Origin of the sequence: Kaistia defluvii (assembly GCF_026343955.1) — a bacterium.
Taxonomy (GTDB): Bacteria; Pseudomonadota; Alphaproteobacteria; order Rhizobiales; family Kaistiaceae; genus Kaistia; species Kaistia defluvii.
Map to the genome: position 1 here is coordinate 403,653 of NZ_JAPKNI010000005.1, position 21,588 is coordinate 425,240.

Genomic DNA, 21,588 nt, shown 5'->3' on the forward strand with positions numbered 1-21,588 from the left:
GTTAACCCCTCGCCGAAACGAAAACGGGCGCCCGAAGGCGCCCGTTCGAAACTCGCTTGCGACAGCCGATCAGGGCTGCGTGTAGGACGTCTTGACCGTCGTGAAGAACTCGGCCGCGTACTTGCCCTGCTCGCGCGGGCCGTAGCTCGAACCCTTCCGGCCGCCGAACGGCACATGGTAGTCGACGCCTGCCGTCGGCAGGTTGACCATCACCATGCCGGCCTCGGCATTGCGCTTGAAGTGCGTGGCATGCTTGAGGCTGGTCGTGACGATGCCGGCGGCGAGGCCGAACGGCGTGTCGTTGGCGACAGCCAGCGCTTCCTCATAGTCCTTGACCTTGATCACGCTGGCGACCGGGCCGAAGACTTCTTCCTTGTTGATGCGCATGTCCGGCGTGGTGCCGGTGAACAGCGCCGGCTGCAGGAAGAAGCCGGGATTCTCGCGCTCGATGCGCTCGCCGCCGACGACGAGCGTGCCGCCTTCATCCTTCGCGATCTGGATGTAGTTCTGATCCTGATCGAGCTGGCTCTGGTCGACGACCGGGCCGATATGCGTGCCCTGCTTGATCGCGTCGTCGACGACGAGATCCTTGATGCGTGCCGACAGCGCCTCGACATACTGGTCGTGGATCTTCTCGGTGACGATCAGGCGCGACGACGCCGTGCAACGCTGGCCGGTCGAGAAGAAGGCGCTGTTCGCCGTGGTTTCGACGGCAACCTTCAGGTCGGCGTCATCGAGCACGATGGTCGGATTCTTGCCGCCCATTTCGAGCTGGAACTTGCGCATGACCGCGATCGAGGCCTCGGCGACCTTCTTGCCGGTGCCGACCGAGCCGGTGAAGCTCAGCGCATTGACCTTCTTCGATTCGAGGATCGCCTGGCCGACGACCGAACCGCGGCCCATGACCAGGTTGACGACGCCCTTGGGCAGGCCGTTGCGAACCAGGATGTCGACGATCGTCCAGGCGCAGCCCGGAACGAGATCGGCCGGCTTCATCACGACGGTATTGCCATAGGCAATCGCCGGAGCCAGCTTCCAGGCGGGAATCGCGATCGGGAAGTTCCACGGCGTGATCAGGCCGACGACGCCGACCGGCTCGCGGGTGATCGTGACGTCGATGCCCGGACGCACGCTCGGCAGGATCTCGCCGGCCAGGCGCAGGGTCTCACCGGCGAAGAAGTGGAAGATCTGCGCGGCGCGCATCGTCTCGCCAATGCCCTCGGGAAGGGTCTTGCCTTCCTCGCGCGACAGCAGGCGGCCGATTTCTTCCTTGCGGGCAAGGATTTCGTCGCCGGTCGCCTTCAGGATGTCGTGGCGCTGCTGGATGCCCGAGAGCGACCAGGTCTTGAAAGCGTCGGCGGCCGCGTCGATCGCGGCCTTGGCGTCTGCCGCCGTGCCCTGCGCGTATTCGCCGATCACTTCGTTCGTGTTGGACGGGTTGATGTTGGGGCGCGCATCGCCGCCAACCCACTCGCCGCCAATGTAATTCTTGTGAAGTTCGCTCATCAGATGATCCTTGAACGTCGTGAACGGGATTCGCCCGGACGGAGCCGGGCGAAGGGGGTGTTGGGAGCAAGGCTCGGAGTTACGCTCTTGTATCCCTCCAGCCCCCCATGGCCAACCCTCAAAGCTGGGTGACCGACACCTTCTCTTCCTTGGCGAAGGCGAGCGGGTTCTTCAGCGCGAGGCCGAAGGTCTCGGATTCGATGTCGAAAACGTCGCCGGCCTCCGTCTTGACGCCGAAAGCCACGCTCAACGTCGCCGTGCCATAGGTGTGGACATGCACCTGGCCCGGACGGCGGAAGAAGTCGTACTTGAAGTGGTGATATTCGAGGTTCGCCAGCGTGTGCGACATGTTGGCCTCGCCCGACAGGAAGGGCTCGTCAAAGATCACCTTGTCGCCGCGATGGATGCGCGAACGGCCGCGAACGTCGTCCGGCAGCGCGCCGACCAGCAGTTCCGGGCCGAGCGAGCAGGGACGCAGCTTCGAATGGGCGAGGTAGAGATAGTTCACCCGCTCCATGATGTGGTCCGAGAACTCGTTGGCGAGCGCGAAACCGATGCGGTAGGGCTGGCCATCGTCGCCAACGATGTAGACGCCGGCGACTTCCGGCTCCTCGCCGCCATCCTGGGCGAAGGAAGGCGCGGTCAGCGGCTGGCCGGGGCCAACGAGCAGCGCACCGTCACCCTTGTAGAACCACTCCGGCTGGACGCCCTGCTGACCGGCGGCCGGCTTGCCGTTCTCCAGGCCCATGCGGAACATCTTCATCGAATCGGTCAGCACTTCCGCCTCGTCCGGCGTCTTGTGCATGGCGTCGCGCGCCGAAGCCGAACCGAGATGGGTCAGGCCCGTGCCGGTGATCAGCAGATGCGCCGGATCCTCGTGGTCGATCGGGGTCAGGACGCGGCCGGATGCCAGCAGTGCCGCGCGGTCGACTTCCTCGGTCGCGCCGGCCGAAGCCTTCTCGACGATCGCCTCGATGCCGGTCTTGGCAGCAATTGCCGCCTGGGCCAGCGCATAAACGGTGGCGTAGCCCGGCACGATGTAGGACCGCTCGCCGGCGCCGTTCGGCACCGTAGCGACGACGGCACGTGCGCCGGCCTCGGTCTTGATCTGCATCAGTCTCATCGTTTCTCTCCTGTTGTGCCAAGCGGCCGTCTTCGCATGAGCCCGCGGCCTGTCCTGTATTGCGATCTGTATGAACTAGCCGGCGCTGATCTCGCCGTCGGCGTCCGCGTTGCGGCCGACCCAGATGGAATCGAACACATTGCCCTTCGCGTTGCGCAGCAGGCGGCGCATGGCGAGAAAGGCCTCTTCCGGATTGCGGTCGCGAATGGCCTCGAAGACGTCCCGGTGCTGGAGCACGGCATCGTCTCCCATGACCGTCCGCCAGCCGAGCGAAAAGCTGATGACCAGACCGGATTCGATCAGGCCGCCGACCGAACGAAGCATCGGATTGTGCGAGGCTTCCAGGACCGTCATGTGAAAGGCGAGATCGGCGCGGATCTGCTCGACGCTGCCGCGATCCCGGTTCTTGATGCCGTCCAGCGCCTTGCCGAGCAGTTCGATCTCCTCGGCCGTGGCACGCTCGGCCGCGCGCGACGCGGCGGCCGGCTCGATGATCTCGCGCATCTCGAACAGCGAATGGATGAAATCATCGCTCGGGCGCTGGTCGATCTGCCAATGCAGAACGTCCGAATCGAGCATGTTCCAGTCGACGCGCGGACGAACCTTGGTGCCGATCTTGGGTCGTGAGACCGTCAGCCCCTTGGCCGAGAGCAGGCGGATCGCCTCGCGCACCGCGGTCCGCGACACGCGGAACTCTTCCTGCACCTTCGGCTCCGTCGGCAGCGTGTCGCCCGGATTGTACACGCCGGACACGATGCGGCGGCCAAGCTCGGCTGCGACCTTGTCGGACAGACTCCCGGAACGTTCCCTGCCAGTCGCGCGAAGCTGTCGCGTCTTATCCTGGGCACCACGCATTGCCGGGCCCCTTCCTCGATCCCTGCCTTCAACCAAGACGCGGCACCCCGAGGGAAAGCCGGCCGAATTCCATTATCATAGTATGTTTGATCGGGTGAACTTTCAACTTGAATACCGGAAAGCGGGCGGCTCGATACGGATCGTATCCGCATATAGCCGCTTTCGTCATATGCTTGAAAGCAAAGGTCCTTTGCCGCCCCCCTGCCCCCGCAGGCGCCGGACGGAAAGCAGCCCGGGCCCGCCCTCCCGCTTCCGGGACGGCGAGCCCGCAATGGGCCGCGAAAGGATCAGCGGGCGCGCTGATTGAAGAGGATCTTCTGCGCTTCCGCATCATCCTTCAGGCTGACGGGAGCGACGGGGGCCTGCACCGCCATGCCGCGCGCCACGCCGGGACGCGCGTTCATGCGGTCGATCCAGGCCTTCACATGCGGAAACTCGGTGGTGTCGAACTGCTGGGTTTCCCATCCGGCCGCCCAGCCGAAAATCGCCATGTCGGCGATAGAGTAATCGCCGCCGACGAAATCGCGATCCGCGAGACGACGGTTGAGCACGCCGTACAGGCGATGCGTTTCGTCCTGATAGCGCTTGGTGGCGTAGGGAATGCGCTCCGGCGCATAGACCGAGAAATGGTTGCGCTGGCCGAGCATCGGGCCAAAGCCGCCCATCTGCCACATCAGCCATTCCTCGACCTCGACGCGGGCGCGCTCATCGGTCGTCGGATAGAATTTGCCGAACTTGCGGGCGAGATAGAGCAGGATCGCGCCCGACTCGAACACCGAGATCGGCTTGCCGTCCGGTCCCTCGGGATCGACGATCGCCGGCATCTTGTTGTTCGGCGAGATCGCCAGGAACTCGGGCTTGAACTGGTCGCCCTTGCCGATATTGACGTAGTGCAGGCTGTAGGGAACGCCGAGTTCCTCCAGCATGATCGTGATCTTCTTGCCGTTCGGGGTCGGCCAGTAATGCAACTCGATCGGTTGGGTCTGTGTATGGGTCATACGGAACCTTTGGCTGTTGCAACGGCTGGCGCATCGACAATCGGCCAGCGATAGGTCGGTCCCCATACATGCGTCGCCACATACGGCAAGGCAAGACATGCAACCCGGATTGAAGGGCGCCCGACGGCAGTTGATGCCTTTGGGGAAAGCACGTGACGGCCCCGCGCGCGCCAGGAGCACGGCCGTGATCCTGGAACCCGACCTCGGGCTCGCCCGGGACGGGCGCTACCGATCAGGCTCGCGCACGTCGAGTTTCTCCACGGTGAGCGTGCCCACGGACAATCGCTCGATCCGGGCCTCGAGGATGCGAAGGCGCCCGATGGCCAGTGCGCCGACGGCGATCGCACCGATCGCCGCCGCCCCAACCGCCAATGCGCCCAGCGCCATGGCGCCGCTTGCCCGAGCCCCGGTTACCTGCAACCCCCTGGTCATGGCTGTCCCTCGACAATTCGTTGAATGCAGGGACAACCATAGCGCGGAATCCGGTCCGCGGGAGCGGGCCGGCTGGGGCTATTCCAGGCCGAGCTTCTTCTTCAGAATGTCGTTGACGACCTGCGGGTTGGCCTTGCCGCCCGAGGCCTTCATGATCTGGCCGACAAACCAGCCCGCCAGAGTCGGCTTCGCCTTGGCCTGCTCGACCTTCTCCGGGTTGGCGGCGATGATGTCGTCGACCACCTTCTCGATCGCGCCGGTGTCAGTGACCTGCTTCAGGCCGCGCGCCTCGACGAGCGCCTTCGGGTCGCCGCCCTCGTTCCAGACGATCTCGAACAGATCCTTGGCGATCTTGCCGGAGATGGTGCCATCGCCGATCAGGTCGATGATCGCGCCGAGTTGTTCGGCCGAGACCGGGCTCGACGCGATGTCCTTGCCGTCCTTGTTCAGCCGCGCAGCCAGTTCCTGGGTGACCCAGTTGGCGGCGGTCTTGGCGTCACGGCCCTTGGCGACGGCCTCGAAGTAATCGGCCGTATCGCGCTCCAGCACCAGCACGCTGGCGTCATAGGGCGAAAGGCCGAAATCGCCGATGAAGCGGGCCTTCTTGGCATCGGGAAGCTCCGGCAAGGCGGCCAGCAGCCCGTCGACCCAGGCCGGCTCAAGTTCGAGCGGCAGCAGGTCGGGATCGGGGAAGTAGCGATAGTCATGCGCCTCTTCCTTGGAGCGCATCGACCGGGTTTCGCCCTTGTTCGCGTCGAACAGGCGGGTCTCCTGGTTGATCGTGCCGCCATCCTCGATAATGCCGATCTGGCGGCGCGCCTCATAGTCGACGGCCTGGCCGACGAAGCGGATCGAGTTGACGTTCTTGATCTCGCAGCGCGTGCCGAGCGCTTCGCCCGGTCGGCGGACGGAGACGTTGACGTCGGCGCGCATCGAGCCTTCGTCCATGTTGCCGTCGCAGGTGCCGAGATAGCGCACGATGGTGCGAAGTTTGGTGAGATAGGCCTTGGCCTCGTCGGCCGAACGCAGGTCCGGCTTCGAGACGATCTCCATCAGCGCCACGCCCGAGCGGTTCAGGTCGACGAAGCTCATGGTCGGATGCTGGTCATGCAGCGACTTGCCGGCATCCTGCTCCAGATGCAGGCGCTCGATGCCGACGGTCACGCTCTCGCCGCCGTCGAGATCGATCACGATCTCGCCCTCGCCGACGATCGGCTGCTTGAACTGCGAGATCTGATAGCCCTGCGGCAGGTCCGGATAGAAATAATTCTTCCGGTCGAACACGCTGTAGTTGTTGATCTGCGCCTTGAGGCCGAGGCCGGTGCGCACGGCCTGCGCGACGCATTCCTCGTTGATCACGGGCAGCATGCCGGGCATGGCCGCGTCGACGAGGCTGACATGGGAGTTCGGCGGGCCGCCAAATTCGGTCGAAGCCCCGGAGAACAGCTTCGACTTCGACAGGACCTGGGCATGGACCTCAAGGCCGATCACGATCTCCCAGTCCCCGGTCGCGCCTTTGATCAGCTTCTTGGGATCGGGCTGGCGGACAATGACGTTCATGCGAAAAAGCTCCGAATAGAATACTGATCACCCGGTTAGAGCCTCGCGCGGCTTCCGGCAAGGCTTGTCGGTCAAAACGGCGCGCGAGCCGCGCGCCGTCCTGCCCGCGCTACCGGATGAAATCGCCACATTTGGCGGCGGGCGTGTCGCCCCAGGGCATGATCGGCACGCTGGAAATCGAATTCTTCGGGCTGCCGTCGACCAGCTTGTCGGAGTAGACGAGATAGACCAGCACGTTGCGCTTCGCGTCGCAGCCGCGGGAAATCCGCATCTTCTTGAACCAGATCGAGCGGCGCTGATTGAACATCTCGCTGCCCTGACCGATCTTGTTCTTGAACTGGATCGGTCCGACCTGGCGGCAGGCGAGCGAGACATCCGACGTCTCCTCGGCGACACCGAACATGCCGGCCACGCCGCCGCGCTCGGCGGCTGCGAAATAGCAGGCGACGCCCTCCACTTCCGGGTCATCGATGGCATAGGTCGCGATCTTGTCGTTCGGCGTCACCCATTTGAAGGTGGTCGATTCCTTGAAGATCAGGTCGGGATCGGCCGCCAGCGCCGGCCCGGCACAGGCCAGCAGGGAGACAGTGGTCAAGGCGGCGGTCAGGACGGATCCGAGGCGCATGGTGTTCTCCAGGACAAAGCGGTGCGCCCAATATAGGAAGGCGCAGCGCCACAACGAGAGTGGTACGCAAAAGCTCCCGTGATCAGTGCACCGAGATCGGCGCCACGATCGGCTCGGTACCGCCGCGCATCAGGCCGAGCTGCTCGCGCCGGAGCCAGCGCGCGATCAGGAGCGCCGAGACCACGGCGAGGCCGGTGGCCAGCCCCATCCAGATGCCGATGCCCTCCAGCCTGGCCCAGAAGCCCAGGAGAACGCTGAGGCTGAGGCCGACGCCCCAGAAGCCGAGGCCGGCATAGATCATCGGGACGCGCGCATCATGCAGTCCGCGCAGCATGCCGCCGGCGATCGCCTGCGCGCCGTCGAAGACCTGGAACAGGGCCGCGATGCCGAGGAACGATACGGCGAGCGCGATGACCCCGGCATTGGAGGGATCGGTGCGGTCGAGGAAAATGCCGATCAGCGTTTCGGGAACCAGGAACATCATCACGGCGGTGCAGGCCATGAAGCCGACGCCCAGCACGAAGGGCGTCCAGCCCGCGCGGCGAATGGCGGCCGTATCGCCCGAGCCATAGGCGATGCCGACGCGCACGGTGGCGGCCTGCGAGAAGCCGAGCGGCACCATGAAGCAGAGCGACGCGATTTGGATGGCGATGGCGTGGGCTGCCACCGACGACGCGCCGATCAGGCCCATCAGGAAGACCGCAGCATTGAAGATGGTGACTTCCAGCCCCACCGCGATCGCCATCGGCAGGCCGAGCCGCCAGAGCGCGAGGAAGCGCGGCCAGTCGGCGCGCCAGAAGCGGCCAAAGACGCGATACCGCCGGAACTGGCGATCCCGGACACAGACCAGCGCCATGCCGAGAAACATCAGCGTCGCCGACAGCGTGCTGCCGATGCCAGCGCCGAACATGCCGAGCGCCGGCAGGCCGAAATGACCGAACACCAGCGCCCAGACGATGAGCGCGTTGAAGACGACGCCGGCCATACCGACCACGAGCGACCAGAACGGCCGCTCCAGCGCGGCGATGAAGGAGCGCAGGACCAGATACCAGAGGAAGGGCAGGATCGCCCATTGCATGCCGCGCATGTAGAGCGCGGCGAGATGCGCGAGGCCGGGATCCTGGCCGAGCCACAGCAGCAGCCGCTCGGTGTTCCAGAGCACGATCCAGAATGGCACCGCGATGGCAACCGAGGCCCAGAGTCCCTGCCGGACGGTACGGCGCACTTCGCGCACGGCGTGTCGATTTCGGCCGCGTTCGCGCGCCACCATCGGCGAGACGGCCGAGACCAGACCGATGCCGAAGATCAGCAAGGCAAAATAGAGATTCGTCGCCAGTGCGCTGGCCGCGAGGTGGTTCGCGCCGACCCAGCCCAGAATCACCACATCCGTCGCGGTGATGACCGTCTGCGCCAGATTGGTGAGGATCAGCGGCAGCGACAGCAGGATGGTCGCCCGGATCTCCGTCAGCCAGGGGTAGCCTCTGTCGGTCCCCGCGGGGACCCATTCGCGCACAGTCATGATTCCAACGGCTCTCATGGTGGAGGGTGCGGGGAAACCCGCGACGCCAGCGCGCCACCTAGTCACACCGGAGGCGAAATGACCAACCAAAGATCGTGATATCTGCCATCAGAGCGATGCGAGGCGTCGTTCGCGTCGCCGCTTTGTGGCAAAAGCACGGCCCGCATGATGACCATCCGGCCCATCCATGCTATTGGCGTCTTGCCCTCAGGGCAGCTTTGGCAGGCAGGCGCAGCGCACGCGATTAAGGGCCACATCAATGAGTGTCGAGAGAGTGTTTTCCCGAATTCTGATGGCCGCCATGATCTTCGCCGCCGGCGTGGAAATGGCCGAGGCAGCATCCAGCGTCTGTGTCCGCCTGGAAGGCCGACTTGCCTCCCTGCAGCGCAGCCAGAACTCCAGCGCCGGCAAGGCTGCGAATCAGGACGCCGCGATCAACCAGCAGCGCGCCGCGCTCAATGCGGCCAATGCCGAGGCACGCCGCGCCGGCTGCAAGGGCGGCTTCCTGATGTTCAAGTCGAATTCCGCCGCGCCGCAATGCGCGGGTATCCTGAAGCGCATCAACGGCCTGCAGGCGAATCTGAACCGATTGGAGCAACGCCGCAGCGCCTCCAGCTTCAATCCGGCCACCAGCGCCCGACAGCGCTCGGACATCCTGCAGCAACTGGCCCTGAATGACTGCGGTCCGCAATACGCGGCCTATGCCCAGCAGCGCCCGCGCAACTTCCTGGAGCGCCTCTTCAACCCGGAAAACCGCGTCTACGAGCAGCAGCAGATCGCCCGCGTCCCGGCGACCGCCGAGCGGGACCGCAATTATTCGACGGCCGACACGACCGAGCGTGGCTTCGGTCGCGGCAGCTACCGCACGCTGTGCGTCCGCACCTGCGACGGCTACTATTTCCCGATCAGCTTCGCGACACGCCGGGCCAATTTCGCGACCGACGAGCAGGTCTGCCAGCAGATGTGCCCCGGCACCCAGGTTGCCCTCTACGCGCATCGCAATCCGGGCCAGGACAGCTCCGACGCGCGCGCCGTCTCGGACGAAACGCCCTATAGCGCGCTGTCGACCGCCTTCGCCTACCGGACAAGCTTCAACCCCGGCTGCACCTGCGGCAGTCCGTCGTCGCTGCAGGCCTTCACCGGCGGCTACACGCCGGCGGCCCTTGCCGAGACGCCGATGGCCGAAGCGATGCCACCCATTCCCGGTCCGGCGCCGTTCCTCGGAGAAGACCCCGAAACACTCGCCAATCGCGCCGGTTCGCTCGATCCCGATTCGCTGGGCACCGCCAGCGTCGAAACGCCGGTTGCCTCGCTTTCGCCGTCGCGCCAGGCCGGCGTCACGCGCCGGGTCGGCCCGTCCTATTTTTACGCCCAGTAGATCGGAGCCCTCCGCTCCGCCCGCCTGTGAGGCAACGTCCGTCGCGTCATGGACGGCGGCACCGACTAGATGCTCAACTATCCAAAGCCGGAACGCGACCAACGCAGCGAGGCGTCGGGGTCGCGGTGCCTGGCAGGACCGCGAAGAAGCGACCAGGACGATCGCACTGCCGAAGGCGGGCCGTCCGACAAGACAAGACGGGAGCAGACGCCAATGACCCTTATCACCACGCCGCCCTGGCTCGGGCTGCCGACGCATCGAAACTGGCTGAACGACCAGACCAACCGCCTGATCGGCTTCCTGCAGGGAGCCCGCCTGGAGGTCGGCGGCTTCGGCTATCTGCTCGAGGATGGCACCTGCGATCCGACGCGCCCGCGCGAGCTCTACCTCAACGGCCGCATGACCCATGTCGCGGCCCTTGCCTATCTGCGCGGCATTCCGGGCGCCGGCCCGCTGATCGATCACGGCGTTGCCGCCCTGACGAACGACTTCCACGACAGGGTGAATGGCGGCTGGTACTCGGCGCTCGAGCCTGCCGGCGGACCGATCCCCGGCCGCAAGGCGGCCTATGACCATTCCTTCGTCCTGCTGGCCGGCGCCTCTGCCACGGAAGCCGGGCGACCGGGCGGACGTGAACTGTTCGATGCCGCGATCGAGGTCTTCCTGAAGCACTTCTGGGACGAGGAAGCGGGCATGTCGCGCGAGTCGTTCGCGGCCGACTTCACCGATATGGACAGCTATCGCGGTGCCAACTCGAACATGCATTGGGTCGAGGCCTGCCTCGCCGCCGGCGACGCGTCGGGCGACGCCGTCTGGTACGACCGGGCGCTTTCCATGGCGGATCGCCTGATCAACCGGGCCGCGCGCGAGCACAACTGGTTCCTGCCGGAGCACTTCGATTCCGACTGGAAGCCGCAGCTCGACTACAACACCGACGATCGCGCCCACCCGTTCCGGCCCTTTGGCTCGACGGTTGGGCACTGGCTGGAATGGTCGCGCCTGCTGGTACACATCGAGGCCTCGCTCACCGCGCCGCCGGCCTGGCTACGCGAAGCGGCCACGGCTCTCTTCAACCATGCCATCACCTTTGGCTGGGCCGTCGATGGCCATGACGGCTTCGTCTACACGACGGATTTCGAGGGAGTCGTCGTGACGGAGGTGCGCATGCACTGGTCGCTTTGCGAGGGCATTGCCGCCGCCGCCCTGCTCGGCGCGGCGACGGGTGACGCCCTCTACGAGCACTGGTATCGCAAACTCTGGGACCATGCCGCCCGATACTTCGTCGAGCCCGAGCGCGGCACCTGGAAGCACCAGCTCGCCGGCGACCTCACGGAAGCCGGTTCCGTCTGGCCCGGGCGGCCGGACACCTATCACGTGCTGAATGCGCTGCTTCTGCCGCAGCTTCCGGCAGCGCCGGGCGCCGCCACTGCGCTGGCGCGCGGCCTCGCCTGAACCCACGCGACCACCTGCGATCCAGTCCGAGGCCGGCTTTGCCGGCCTCGTTCATTTCAGGAAGAGAGCGCCGCCTCGAGCCGCGCCAGGGCCTGCTCGCGGCCGATCAGCGGCAGCAGCGCCGCCAGTTCCGGTCCGTGGTCGAGGCCGGTCAGAACCTGGCGGAGCGGCATGAACAGCGCCCTGCCCTTGCGGCCGGTCGATGCCTTGACCGCGTCGGTCCAGGCCTTCCAGCTCTGTCCGTCGAATGGCCCATCGGGCAGGAGGTCGCGTGCCGATGCCAGGAAGGCCCGCTCGTCATCGTCCGCCGGGACATGCGCCGTGACCGGCCCCGTCACCACCGCCCACCAGGCGATCGCGTCCTGGAGCAGGACGAGATTGCCGCGCACGGCGCTCCAGAAAGCCTCGCCGCCTTCGACGCCCAATGCTTTGAGACGGTCTGCGACCTCCGCATAGGGCTTGGCGTGCAGGAGCTTGGCGTTGAGTCCGTCAAGATCGGCCGGCTCGAACTTGGCCGGCGCCTTCGAGACCATGGAGAGATCGACCAGGCTTGCCAGCGTCGGCAGGTCGACAACCGGCTCGACGGAGACAGACGTCCCGATCAGAACGGCGAGCGAGTTGACCGCCATCGGCTCGTAGCCCGCCTCGCGCAGCGAACCCAGCGACAGCGCGCCGGTGCGCTTCGAAAGCCCCTCGCCCGTCGCCGTCGTCAGCGTGTTGTGATGGCCGAAGATCGGCAGGGGGGCGCCGAGCGCCTCGAACAGCTGCAATTGCACGCCAGTATTGGTGACGTGATCGTCGCCGCGAATGATGTGCGTCACGCCCATGTCGGCGTCATCGACCACGGAGGGCAAGGTGTAGAGATAGGTGCCATCCTCGCGGATCAGCACCGGATCCGACAACGAGCCTATATCGACCGTCTGCGGCCCGCGCACCAGGTCGTCCCAGGTCACATGCCCGGCCGACTCGTCGAGCTTGAAGCGCCAGTGCGGCCTGCGGCCTTCCGCTTCCAGCCGGGCGTGGTCGTCCTCGGTCAGCTTGAGCGCGGCGCGGTCATAGACCGGCGGCAAGCCGCGCGCCGCCTGACGCTTGCGCTTGCGGTCCAGTTCCTCGGCGGTCTCATAACAGGCATAGAGGCGCCCCGCCTCCTTCAGCCGCACAACGACCGCATCATAGGAATCGGTGCGCAGCGACTGGCGCTCGAACTGGTGCGGCAGGATGCCGAGCCAGTTCAGATCGCGCCGGATGGCCTCGGCATATTCCTCCTTCGAGCGCTCGCGATCGGTATCGTCGAGCCGCAGGATGAAGCGCCCGCCCGCCTTCAGGGCGAAAAGCCAGTTGAGCAAGGCAGGTCGCGCATTGCCGATGTGGAGAAAGCCGGTCGGAGACGGCGCGAAGCGGACGATAACGGAGGGGCTGGTCATGGCGAAGGCTTTAGCGCGCGCCGCAAGCCCGCGCAACGATCTGCCTGGTCCGCTTCACGAAACGCTCGATCTCCCGCGCGACGCGCCGGATCGGGCCGCGTTTCCGGCGCGGGATCGCCGCCGCCAGCGCGCCATATGCCGCGACGTCGTAGCGGGTGACGTAGCGGTCGATCGCATCCACAAGCGGACGCTCGGCCTCTGGAGGAAATCGCAATGGCCCCGCCTGGGGCAGGCTCGTGCCCAGCCGCTCGACAGCCTTCGCGATTTCCGGATCCGGAACGCCCGGCGAGGGCGCCATCGCATGGCGACCCAGGACGCCCGCCTTCAGTTGGCGGGCAACGATCGCTGTCGTGTAAAAGGAGGTCAGATTATCGTTCTGCCAACGGACAACGGCATCGCGAAGCGATGGGTCCGTCGCTGCCAGGACAAGCTCGGCCGCTTCGTCATAGTCCATGCGGCCTAGCGCCAAGGGGTGATGGGCAAGAAACTCGCCGATCGCGGTCGAGCGCAATCCCACAACGGGAAGCCCACTCCGCATGGCCTCGAAGATAGGGAGGCCAAATCCCTCATGCTCCGAGAGGCAAAGGAAGACGTCGCTGTCGCGATAGAATTCCCGCAATTCGGCAAACGAGACCTCGGCGGGAAAGCGCGCATCCACGCCGCACGCCTCAGCGAGCGCTTTCGCCTCCTGCACATAGGCCGGCATCGTCGGATCGGGCCGGCCGACCAGCGTCAATTGAACCCGCCGGCTGGACCGCTGCTGCAATGCCGCGGCCGTCATGACGAGATGCAGGTATCCCTTGTGCGGCACGATCCTGCCGACGAAGAGGATCCGGATGCATTCATCCGACGCTGCGGGCCGATCCGGCGGAGCGCTCTCTCCCTCGAAGAGGAAAGGCGAGATCGGATAGACGACATGCACGCGCTGCGGCTCGATGCCCAGAACGGCCAGTTGCTTGGCGGAATAGTTGGAATTGGTCCAGAACGAGGCGTTCGACCGGGCGCCGATCGCCATCACGCCCTTGAGCCCGTTCAGGGTATTCAGAGTCGCCTTCGCGGAATACCTGGCGAAGAACCACGGTGGCGTGTTGTTGTGCCAACGAACGATGACGGCCGCCGGCAAGTCCGGGATCTCGGTATCGAACGCGGGCCATCCATCACAAAAATGGTAGATCACCAGGGCTCCCGGCCGTTCCCCCAGCCAGGCGCGCAACGCCCCGATGGGCTCCGTGGGAATGCCGTCATAGTGCCGCCCGTTTCGGTGCTCGCAGAAGATCCGCACCTCGACTTCATCGCCGGCCCATTCGCGAAGCACGCGAAACTGGCCCAGGCAGTCATATCCGATGGAGTCGGAGAGTTCCCACAGATGGCGGATGACCAGCGCTATTCTTGAAACGGTTGCCAGTCCCGCTGTCGCGGGCCCCGATTCAGAGGCTTCACCAAAAGGACTGCGCGGATCCATGGCAGTTCCCTCCCCGACCGGCGCAAGAGAAGGTCGAACCGACATCCTGAGCCCACGCTAAAGTTGCAACCAAAATGAGCGGAATTAAGGAGAGCGCCCCATAGATTGCAAAGGAATCGACTTAGCGGACGATGGTGATCCGCTTCGCGGCCCGGGTCAGTCCGGTGTAGAGCCAGCGGTCGCGGTGCTCGCGAAAGGCGTAGCTTTCGTCGAACAGGACCAGATCATCCCATTGCGAACCCTGCGACTTGTGCACGGTCAGCGCGTAACCATAGTCGAACTCGTCGGAATTGCGTCGCTGCGCATAGGGCAGATCCTCGCCGCCATTCTCGAAGAAGTTCGGATGGACCGAGACCTTCACGGCCTTCCCCGTCGCGTCTTCCTCCGGCTTCAGGCTGAGGCGCAGGAAGCTCTTCCGCGGCGCGCCGAGTTCCGAGACCACCCAGGTGCCGCCATTGAGCAGGCCCTTCTGCTTGTCGTTGCGCAGGCAGACGAGCTTGTCGCCCACCGCCGGCATGGGGCTCAGCAGGCCCTTCAGCTCGCGGATGCGCTGGTTGTAGAGCCGGCGCGTCTTGTTGGTGCCGACGAGAACCTGGTCGGCGGCAAGGATCTGCGCGGCATCGATCTCGCGCCGCGAGATGACGCGGCTCTCGCCATGCTCGCCATATTCAATCGGCTCGCCGGCCCGGACCGACATGGAAAGGCGAATGATCGGATTGTCCTGCGCCTGACGGTGCACCTCCGTCAGCATCGAATCGGGTTCCTGCTCGGTGAAGAAGCCCCCTCCCTTGACCGGGGGAAGCTGCGCTGGATCGCCCAGCACCAGGACCGGCGTGCCGAAGGACAGCAGGTCGCGACCGAGATCCTCGTCCACCATCGAGCACTCGTCGATGATGATCAGGTCGGCCTTCGAGGCGGCGCTGTCATGGTTCAGCGCGAAGGTCGGCTGTTCGTCGTCATCGTCATTGGCGCGCGGCCGATAGATCAGGCTGTGGATCGTGCCCGCACCTTCGCAGCCCTTGGAGCGCAGTACGTGCGCCGCCTTGCCGGTGAAGGCGGCGAAGGCAACGTCGCCGTCAATATCCTCGGCGATGTGGCGGGCAAGCGTCGTCTTGCCCGTGCCGGCATAGCCAAACAGGCGGAAGACGGGACTATCCCCTCGCCGCAGCCATTCGGATACGGCGGAGAGCGCATTTTCCTGTTGGGGCGACCAGCGCATGAAGGCTCCGACACAATGATCGCCCCTGATAGCCGATTCATGCGCTTTGTGCAGGAACGCAGAGGGCGAAAGCCCGCGTCATTTAAGCAACAGTGCCCGGCTTCTCAAGGTGCCGGGGCAAAACATGCTTAACGTGCCTTGGTTTGGGCCAATCTGCGCCCCAGACAGGGGCGAATGGAAAACGGATACAGCCGTGGGTGCACTTGGATTGGCCCGCTGTGTGGCGAATTTGTCATTGCGACAAAATGCGAAAGCAACCAGTAAGGATCGATATCATTCTTATTGGATCGCGCCGCCAGGGCGTCGGCGGAATTCGAGCCAGTCGAGACGATCGGGTTCGGAAATGCTTCCCCCGAGGCGTTCCGGTTTTAATTGGGTTCTTCCCAGTATGATGATGAAAAGGAACAGGCTTTGAACGAGACGAAGCCTCTGAAGGCGGCCGGAAAGCTGAGCCGCCGAACATTCATGATCGGCCTGCCGGTCGTGCTTGCAGCATGCCAGACTTCGCAGCCGGGTGGCCCCGTCGCCAGCGGTGGCGGCATGGGCGGCGCCCCGGTCATCGACCAGGGCTTTGCGACGATGTACGGCCCGATCACGGATGAGCCGTTCCCGATCGCCGCCATCGACCTGACCAAGATCAACCCGCGCTTCTATCGCCAGGTGGTCAACCTGCCGAGCGAGATCAATGCCGAGCCGGGCACGATCGTCGTCGATCCGTACAACCACTTCCTGTATCTCGTTTTCGAGAACGGCACCGCGCTGCGCTACGGCGTCGGCGTCGGCCGACAGGGCTTCGCCTGGTCCGGTGACGCGACCATCCAGGCCAAGCAGCAGTGGCCGAAGTGGCATCCGCCCAAGGAGATGATGGCGCGCGATCCGGAAGCCGCGAAGTGGCCCGACGGCATGCCCGGCGGCCCCGGCAACCCGCTCGGCGCCCGCGCGCTGTACCTCTATCAGGGCAAGGTCGACACGCTGTACCGCATCCACGGCACGACGCAGCCCTGGTCGATCGGCAAGTCGCTCTCGTCCGGCTGCATCCGCATGATGAACCAGGACATCATCGACCTCTACAGCCGCACGCCGATCGGCACGCGGGTCAAGGTTCTCGGCAATTCGACGCCGGATCCGGTCGCGGTCTATGACTCCAAGGGTGGCGCACGCCCCGATCCGGAACCCGCTTCGACCGCCGGCTACGTTCCGATCCCGCCGGATAGCGTCCACGGCTGATCCGGCACGCGGCAGCGAATATGAAAAGGCCCTCCATCGGAGGGCCTTTTTCTTTTGCGCAGACGTTCGAACGCAGGGACTGGAGCCCGCCATTGCGGTCTCCACCAGAACGGATTCAGGCCCTGTCGCGGAACTTGTTGGTGATCGGGTAGCGGCGGTCGCGGCCGAAGTTGCGGCGGCTGAGCTTGACGCCCGGCGCGGCCTGGCGGCGCTTGTACTCGGCGATCGCCAGGAGGTGCTCGATCCGCTGCACCGTCGCGGCCTCATGCCCCCGCGCGATCACGTCGCCAACGCGCATCTCGCCTTCGACGAGGCTCTCGAGAATATCGTCGAGAATGTCGTAGGGCGGCAGCGAGTCCTGGTCCTTCTGGTTCTCGCGCAACTCGGCAGTCGGCGGCTTGGTGATGATCCGCTCGGGGATCACCTCGCCCGACGGGCCGAGGCAGCCTTCCGGGACCACCGTGTTTCGGAAATGCGAGATCCGGAAGACCTGCGTCTTGTACAGGTCCTTGATCGGATTGAAGCCGCCATTCATGTCGCCATAGAGCGTGGCGTAGCCGACCGACATCTCGGACTTGTTGCCTGTTGTCACGACCATTGCGCCGAACTTGTTGGAGATCGCCATGAGGATGGTGCCGCGCGCGCGCGATTGCAGGTTTTCCTCGGTGATGTCGGCCGCCTTGCCGGCGAACATCGGCGCCAGAGCATGCATGAAGCCCTCGACGGGTTCGGCAATCGGCACGATGTCGTAGCGCACGCCGAGCTTCTCGGCGCAGGCCTTGGCATCGACGAGGCTGTCCTGCGAGGTGTATCGATAGGGCAGCATCACGCAGTGGACGTGATCGGCGCCCAGTGCATCGACGGCGATCGCCGCAACCAGCGCCGAGTCGATACCGCCCGACAGCCCCAGCACGACGCCGGGGAAATTGTTCTTGCCGACATAATCGCGCAGGCCTAGCACGCAGGCGAGATAATCCGCCTCGTCACCCTCCTCGAGGCGCGCCTTCGGACCCTCTACGCAGCGCCAGGCGCCATCGACCAGGGCGAACTCGACGATTTCGATCGCATCGCGGAAAGCGGGCAACTGGACGGCGAGCGAGCCGTCGGCGTTGAGAACGAAGGATGCGCCGTCAAAGACGAGCTCATCCTGGCCGCCTACCTGGTTGAGATAGACCAGCGGCAGGCCCGATTCCGTGACGCGCGCGACCGCAACGTTGAAGCGCTGGTCCATGACGCGGCGGCGGAACGGCGAGCCGTTCGGCACGAGCAGGATCTCGCCGCCCGTCTCCGAGATGCACTCGACCGGATCGGGACCCCAGATGTCCTCGCAGATGGGAACGCCGATGCGCACGCCGCGCAGCACGATCGGTCCGGGATGCGGACCGGGCGTGAAGACGCGCTTCTCGTCGAACACGCCGTAATTCGGCAGATCGACCTTGAAGCGCACCGTCTCGATCCGGCCGTTGTCGCAGAGCGCATAGGCGTTGTAGAGCGCCTCGTCCTCGCGCCATGGCAGGCCGATCAGCACGGCCGGCCCCCCATCGGCGGTATCGGCGGCGATCGCCTCGCAGGCGGCGCGGCAGGCGTCCTGGAACGCCGGCTTCAGCACGAGATCTTCCGGCGGGTAGGCCGAAAGGAACAATTCGCTGAACATGACGACGTCGGCGCGGCCCGCCGCGGCGGTCGCGCGCGCGGCGCGCGCCTTTTCGAGATTGCCGGCGATGTCGCCGACAACCGGATTGATCTGGGCAAGGGCGATGCGGAGCGTGTCGGGGCGGGTCATAGTCTGCCTTTACCGCGCCGCCACAGCGGCGGCAACGGCTAGTCGTCGGCAGGCTTAAAAACGTCGCTCCGCCGCCCTCGCCGCTGCCCGCTGCGGTGCCTAGCCGAAGCGGTACATATCCATCGACAGGGCCTGATACTCGTAGGAATTGTGGATGCGCTCGCCCCTGGCGCCCTCGCCCGCGGCGCCCAGAGCGACGAAGAACGGCAGGAAGTGGTCATCCTCCGGATGCGCCATCACCGCATGCGGCGCCTTCGCGCGATAGTCGATCAGGCTGGCGGCATCGCCGGCCGCCGCCCGGTCGGCGACCCAGTCGGCGAATTCGCGCGCCCAGTCCACCGGGGGCGCGTCGACCGCCGGCATGCCGCCGGGATTGCGGAACAGCACGCGCAGATTATGCGTCGCCGCGCCCGTGCCGATCACCAGCACATCCTTGTCGCGAAGCGCCGCGATCGCCCGGCCGAGCGCATAGTGATAGGCGGCATCGCGATGCGGCTGGATCGACAGTTGTACCAGCGGCACGTCGGCCTCCGGCCAGACCAGCGACAGCGGAATCCAGGTGCCATGATCGAAGCCCCGCTTGGGCGCCACGTCGACGGGCAGGCCAGCTGCGCGCAGTTCGTCCGCGACTTCGGCCGCCACGGCGGCGTCGCCGGGTGCGGGGTAGTTGATCTCGTAAAGCGGCTTCGGGAAGCCCCGGAAATCATAAATCATTTCCGGATGGGGGTCGGAGACGACCATCGGCCGATCGGTCTCGAAATGGGCCGAGACGACCAGCACCGCGCGGGGGCGCGGGATGGTGGAAGCGAAGTGCTGGAGAAAGCGATGCGCCGGCGTGTCCGTCAGCGCCAACATCGGCGAACCGTGCGACAGGAAAAAGGTGGGAAGCGACATCGGACTATCCTTTGCGTGTTAGCCGAAAGGTAGTCTCGCAGGCCCTCACCCAGTAGATGCACAACCAAGCACGCAGTGTTCAATCCACGTGACCAATGCCCGGCTACGCGCTCAAGTCTTCAGGCTGTCCGTGATCAATCGATCGGCGGCGGCCGCCAACGACCGCGAAGGGCCGCCTTCTCCGAACAACTGGCCACTGGCATAAGCGCCCTCGGCGAGCAGATACAATCCGTCGCCCAGCATCTCCGGCTCCGCCGCGCCCATTGCCTTGGCCATCCCGGTAAGCCGGCGGCGCAGTTCGCGCTTGTTCTCGACAGCAACGAGCCGGGCCGGATTGTCCCTGGCCGGAAACTCGACCGCCGCATTGGTCATGCCGCAACCGCGATAATCGGCGCTCTGGGCACGCTCGCCGACGCTGGAGAGATAGGCGAGGATCTGCGCGCGCGGATCAACGGGATGCCTGGCCAAGATGGCGTCGAACCGCTTCCAGAACTCGGCGTCATAGTCGCGCATATAGTCGGCGGCCAGTTCGTCCTTGGAGGCAAAATTGCGGTACAGGCTGGGCTTTGTGACCCCGGCCCGCTCCACGATCTCCTCGATGCCAACGGCGCGGATGCCCTGACGATAGAAGAGGTCTCGCACCGTCGCGCGGATCCGGTCGGCGGCGCGCGGCGGCGCATCCGCCCGCTGGCCTGCTTTCGTCACCTGTCGATCGCTGCTGCCTGCCAAACTTATTCTCCTGCCCCGCTTGACGATGTAACTGAACGGTACGTATCATACTTTCAACTGAAACGGAACGGTCAGTAACATGAATATGGTCCGCCGTCGGCCCTATGGCCAGAACTATGCGTTCGTGGTCGCGGGCGTGATCTTCTTCTGCCTGCTGGCCGGCGCGGGACTGCGCGCCGCGCCGGGCGTAATGATGCTGCCGATCGAATCGGCTTTTGGCTGGAGCCGCGAGACGATCTCGCTCGCCGCCGCCATCGGCATCTTCCTTTATGGCCTCACCGGGCCCTTCGCCGCCGCACTCATGCAGAGCTTCGGCATCCGCCGCGTACTCATCGGCGCCCTGCTGCTGATGTCGGCCTCGACGGGCCTCAGCGTCTTCATGAGCGCGCCGTGGCAGTACGTCGCCACATGGGGCGTGTTTTCCGGCGTCGCTTCCGGTTCGGTGGCGATGGTCCTCGGCGCGACAGTCGTGAACCGCTGGTTTGTCACCAATCGCGGCCTGATGATGGGCCTGCTGACCGCCAGCACGGCGACGGGAACACTGATCTTTCTGCCGGGCATGGCGGCGCTGGCGCAATGGGGCGGCTGGCAGGCCGTCGTCATCTCGGTGGCGGTCATCTCCGCGGCGCTGGTGCCGCTGGCCTATTTCTTCGTGCCCGAGCGGCCGCAGGACATCGGCATTCGCCCTTATGGCGCGCCCGAGGGCGAACTGGCGCCGGCCGGCCCGCAAGGCAACGCACTCGCCAACGCCTTCAACGCCCTGTTCGAAGCGGCCCGCACGAAGACCTTCTGGTATCTGTTCGCCACCTTCTTCATCTGCGGCTTCACCACCAACGGCCTCGTCGGCACGCATATGATCGCCTTTTGCGGCGACATGGGCATGCCGGAAATCCAGGCCGCCAGCCTGCTGGCGATGATGGGGCTGTTCGATCTGGTCGGCACCACCGCGTCCGGCTGGCTGACCGACCGTTTCGACCCTCGCAAGCTGCTGTTCGCCTATTACGCGCTGCGCGGCATCTCGCTGATGTTCCTGCCCTTCACCGATTTCAATTTCTACAGCCTGTCGATCTTCGCCGCGTTCTACGGCCTCGACTGGATCGCCACCGTGCCCCCGACCGTCAAGCTCGCCAATGAGGCATTCGGCGATCGCAAAGCCCCGATCGTGTTTGGCTGGATCGCGGCAGGCCACCAGTTGGGGGCTGCCTCGGCCGCCTATTTCGCGGGATACATGCGAACGACGCAGGGCAACTATCTCGACGCCTTCATCATCGCCGGCGCTACCGGCATCCTCGCCGCGCTGCTCTCGCTGATGATCGGCCGCCGGAAGCGGGAACTGGCTCCGGTTGCAGCCTGACGAAACGGCCTCAAGGAAAATTGCTTTCCCCGCATGGCCCATCCGCAC

General features: G+C 65.4%; 18 protein-coding genes. 4 read left to right on the forward strand and 14 right to left on the reverse strand.

Annotation, left to right across the window (positions count from 1 at the left end; all coding sequences use genetic code 11):
- Window positions 1-69: 69 nt before the first annotated feature.
- The 8 genes from OSH10_RS15605 to OSH10_RS15640 all read right to left on the reverse strand — a co-directional run bounded on the left by OSH10_RS15605 (window position 70) and on the right by OSH10_RS15640 (window position 8,618).
- A complete protein-coding gene (locus tag OSH10_RS15605; protein WP_266332776.1) occupies window positions 70-1,506 on the reverse strand; it encodes an aldehyde dehydrogenase family protein in 1,437 nt (478 codons plus the stop codon).
- Between the two features lie 118 nt (window positions 1,507-1,624).
- Entirely contained in the window at window positions 1,625-2,629 is a 1,005-nt protein-coding gene (gene araD1, locus OSH10_RS15610; RefSeq protein WP_266332777.1) for an AraD1 family protein, read from the reverse strand.
- 75 nt (window positions 2,630-2,704) lie between these two features.
- Window positions 2,705-3,484 carry a FadR/GntR family transcriptional regulator gene (locus OSH10_RS15615; RefSeq protein ID WP_266332778.1) on the reverse strand — a complete coding sequence of 260 codons (780 nt, stop codon included), beginning with the start codon at window positions 3,482-3,484 and terminating at the stop codon, window positions 2,705-2,707.
- 287 nt (window positions 3,485-3,771) lie between these two features.
- Complete coding sequence (locus OSH10_RS15620) at window positions 3,772-4,482, reverse strand: glutathione S-transferase N-terminal domain-containing protein (RefSeq protein WP_266332779.1); 711 nt, start codon at window positions 4,480-4,482, stop codon at window positions 3,772-3,774.
- Between the two features lie 225 nt (window positions 4,483-4,707).
- Window positions 4,708-4,869, reverse strand: a complete 162-nt coding sequence (locus OSH10_RS15625; protein ID WP_266332780.1) for a hypothetical protein — start codon at window positions 4,867-4,869, stop codon at window positions 4,708-4,710.
- 123 nt (window positions 4,870-4,992) lie between these two features.
- Window positions 4,993-6,474 (reverse strand): Asp-tRNA(Asn)/Glu-tRNA(Gln) amidotransferase subunit GatB, encoded by a 1,482-nt coding sequence (gene gatB / locus OSH10_RS15630; protein WP_266332781.1) that lies wholly within the window; start codon window positions 6,472-6,474, stop codon window positions 4,993-4,995.
- Between the two features lie 109 nt (window positions 6,475-6,583).
- A complete protein-coding gene (locus OSH10_RS15635) occupies window positions 6,584-7,099 on the reverse strand; it encodes a CreA family protein (protein ID WP_266332783.1) in 516 nt (171 codons plus the stop codon).
- A gap of 82 nt (window positions 7,100-7,181) precedes the next feature.
- The gene (locus tag OSH10_RS15640; RefSeq protein ID WP_266332784.1) at window positions 7,182-8,618 is read right to left on the reverse strand and encodes an MATE family efflux transporter; all 1,437 of its coding nucleotides are present in this window, start codon (window positions 8,616-8,618) and stop codon (window positions 7,182-7,184) included.
- A gap of 292 nt (window positions 8,619-8,910) precedes the next feature.
- On the opposite strand from OSH10_RS15640, the gene OSH10_RS15645 reads away from it, so the two are divergent.
- Both OSH10_RS15645 and OSH10_RS15650 read left to right on the forward strand, forming a co-directional pair.
- Window positions 8,911-9,996: a DUF2865 domain-containing protein gene (locus OSH10_RS15645; RefSeq protein WP_266332785.1), complete on the forward strand. Its 1,086-nt coding sequence runs from the start codon at window positions 8,911-8,913 to the stop codon at window positions 9,994-9,996.
- A gap of 213 nt (window positions 9,997-10,209) precedes the next feature.
- Entirely contained in the window at window positions 10,210-11,448 is a 1,239-nt protein-coding gene (locus OSH10_RS15650; RefSeq protein ID WP_266332786.1) for an AGE family epimerase/isomerase, read from the forward strand.
- 56 nt (window positions 11,449-11,504) lie between these two features.
- On the opposite strand, the gene gltX is transcribed toward OSH10_RS15650, so the two are convergent.
- The 3 genes from gltX to OSH10_RS15665 form a co-directional block, all read right to left on the reverse strand.
- Window positions 11,505-12,872, reverse strand: coding sequence for a glutamate--tRNA ligase (gene gltX / locus OSH10_RS15655; RefSeq protein WP_266332787.1), 1,368 nt, complete (start codon window positions 12,870-12,872; stop codon window positions 11,505-11,507).
- 10 nt (window positions 12,873-12,882) lie between these two features.
- Window positions 12,883-14,334 carry a glycosyltransferase family 4 protein gene (locus tag OSH10_RS15660; protein ID WP_266332789.1) on the reverse strand — a complete coding sequence of 484 codons (1,452 nt, stop codon included), beginning with the start codon at window positions 14,332-14,334 and terminating at the stop codon, window positions 12,883-12,885.
- 121 nt (window positions 14,335-14,455) lie between these two features.
- Window positions 14,456-15,553 (reverse strand): ATP-dependent DNA helicase, encoded by a 1,098-nt coding sequence (locus OSH10_RS15665; protein ID WP_266332791.1) that lies wholly within the window; start codon window positions 15,551-15,553, stop codon window positions 14,456-14,458.
- Between the two features lie 411 nt (window positions 15,554-15,964).
- Between OSH10_RS15665 and OSH10_RS15670 the strand changes: the two genes are divergently transcribed.
- Window positions 15,965-16,780: a L,D-transpeptidase gene (locus tag OSH10_RS15670; RefSeq protein WP_266332793.1), complete on the forward strand. Its 816-nt coding sequence runs from the start codon at window positions 15,965-15,967 to the stop codon at window positions 16,778-16,780.
- 115 nt (window positions 16,781-16,895) lie between these two features.
- Here the strand turns inward: OSH10_RS15670 and OSH10_RS15675 are convergent, their stop codons facing one another.
- From OSH10_RS15675 to OSH10_RS15685, 3 genes are all read right to left on the reverse strand, one after another.
- Complete coding sequence (locus tag OSH10_RS15675; RefSeq protein ID WP_266332794.1) at window positions 16,896-18,563, reverse strand: NAD+ synthase; 1,668 nt, start codon at window positions 18,561-18,563, stop codon at window positions 16,896-16,898.
- 99 nt (window positions 18,564-18,662) lie between these two features.
- On the reverse strand, window positions 18,663-19,457 hold the full coding sequence (locus OSH10_RS15680) for a DODA-type extradiol aromatic ring-opening family dioxygenase (protein ID WP_266332796.1): 795 nt from the start codon (window positions 19,455-19,457) through the stop codon (window positions 18,663-18,665).
- 111 nt (window positions 19,458-19,568) lie between these two features.
- Window positions 19,569-20,186: a TetR/AcrR family transcriptional regulator gene (locus OSH10_RS15685; RefSeq protein WP_266332797.1), complete on the reverse strand. Its 618-nt coding sequence runs from the start codon at window positions 20,184-20,186 to the stop codon at window positions 19,569-19,571.
- 79 nt (window positions 20,187-20,265) lie between these two features.
- On the opposite strand from OSH10_RS15685, the gene OSH10_RS15690 reads away from it, so the two are divergent.
- Entirely contained in the window at window positions 20,266-21,540 is a 1,275-nt protein-coding gene (locus tag OSH10_RS15690; protein WP_266332798.1) for an MFS transporter, read from the forward strand.
- Window positions 21,541-21,588 lie beyond the last annotated feature (48 nt).

Excerpts from the sequence above, each read along its gene's own strand:
- OSH10_RS15605 (WP_266332776.1), bottom strand. The coding sequence starts at position 1,506 with ATGAGCGAACTTCACAAGAATTACATTGGCGGCGAGTGGGTTGGCGGC.
- OSH10_RS15635 (WP_266332783.1), bottom strand. The coding sequence starts at position 7,099 with ATGCGCCTCGGATCCGTCCTGACCGCCGCCTTGACCACTGTCTCCCTG.
- OSH10_RS15665 (WP_266332791.1), bottom strand. The coding sequence starts at position 15,553 with ATGCGCTGGTCGCCCCAACAGGAAAATGCGCTCTCCGCCGTATCCGAA.
- OSH10_RS15625 (WP_266332780.1), bottom strand. The coding sequence starts at position 4,869 with ATGGCGCTGGGCGCATTGGCGGTTGGGGCGGCGGCGATCGGTGCGATC.
- OSH10_RS15640 (WP_266332784.1), bottom strand. The coding sequence starts at position 8,618 with ATGACTGTGCGCGAATGGGTCCCCGCGGGGACCGACAGAGGCTACCCC.
- OSH10_RS15620 (WP_266332779.1), bottom strand. The coding sequence starts at position 4,482 with ATGACCCATACACAGACCCAACCGATCGAGTTGCATTACTGGCCGACC.
- OSH10_RS15650 (WP_266332786.1), top strand. The coding sequence starts at position 10,210 with ATGACCCTTATCACCACGCCGCCCTGGCTCGGGCTGCCGACGCATCGA.
- gltX (WP_266332787.1), bottom strand. The coding sequence starts at position 12,872 with ATGACCAGCCCCTCCGTTATCGTCCGCTTCGCGCCGTCTCCGACCGGC.
- OSH10_RS15675 (WP_266332794.1), bottom strand. The coding sequence starts at position 18,563 with ATGACCCGCCCCGACACGCTCCGCATCGCCCTTGCCCAGATCAATCCG.
- OSH10_RS15660 (WP_266332789.1), bottom strand. The coding sequence starts at position 14,334 with ATGGATCCGCGCAGTCCTTTTGGTGAAGCCTCTGAATCGGGGCCCGCG.
- OSH10_RS15690 (WP_266332798.1), top strand. The coding sequence starts at position 20,266 with ATGAATATGGTCCGCCGTCGGCCCTATGGCCAGAACTATGCGTTCGTG.
- OSH10_RS15645 (WP_266332785.1), top strand. The coding sequence starts at position 8,911 with ATGGCCGCCATGATCTTCGCCGCCGGCGTGGAAATGGCCGAGGCAGCA.
- gatB (WP_266332781.1), bottom strand. The coding sequence starts at position 6,474 with ATGAACGTCATTGTCCGCCAGCCCGATCCCAAGAAGCTGATCAAAGGC.
- OSH10_RS15615 (WP_266332778.1), bottom strand. The coding sequence starts at position 3,484 with ATGCGTGGTGCCCAGGATAAGACGCGACAGCTTCGCGCGACTGGCAGG.
- OSH10_RS15680 (WP_266332796.1), bottom strand. The coding sequence starts at position 19,457 with ATGTCGCTTCCCACCTTTTTCCTGTCGCACGGTTCGCCGATGTTGGCG.
- araD1 (WP_266332777.1), bottom strand. The coding sequence starts at position 2,629 with ATGAGACTGATGCAGATCAAGACCGAGGCCGGCGCACGTGCCGTCGTC.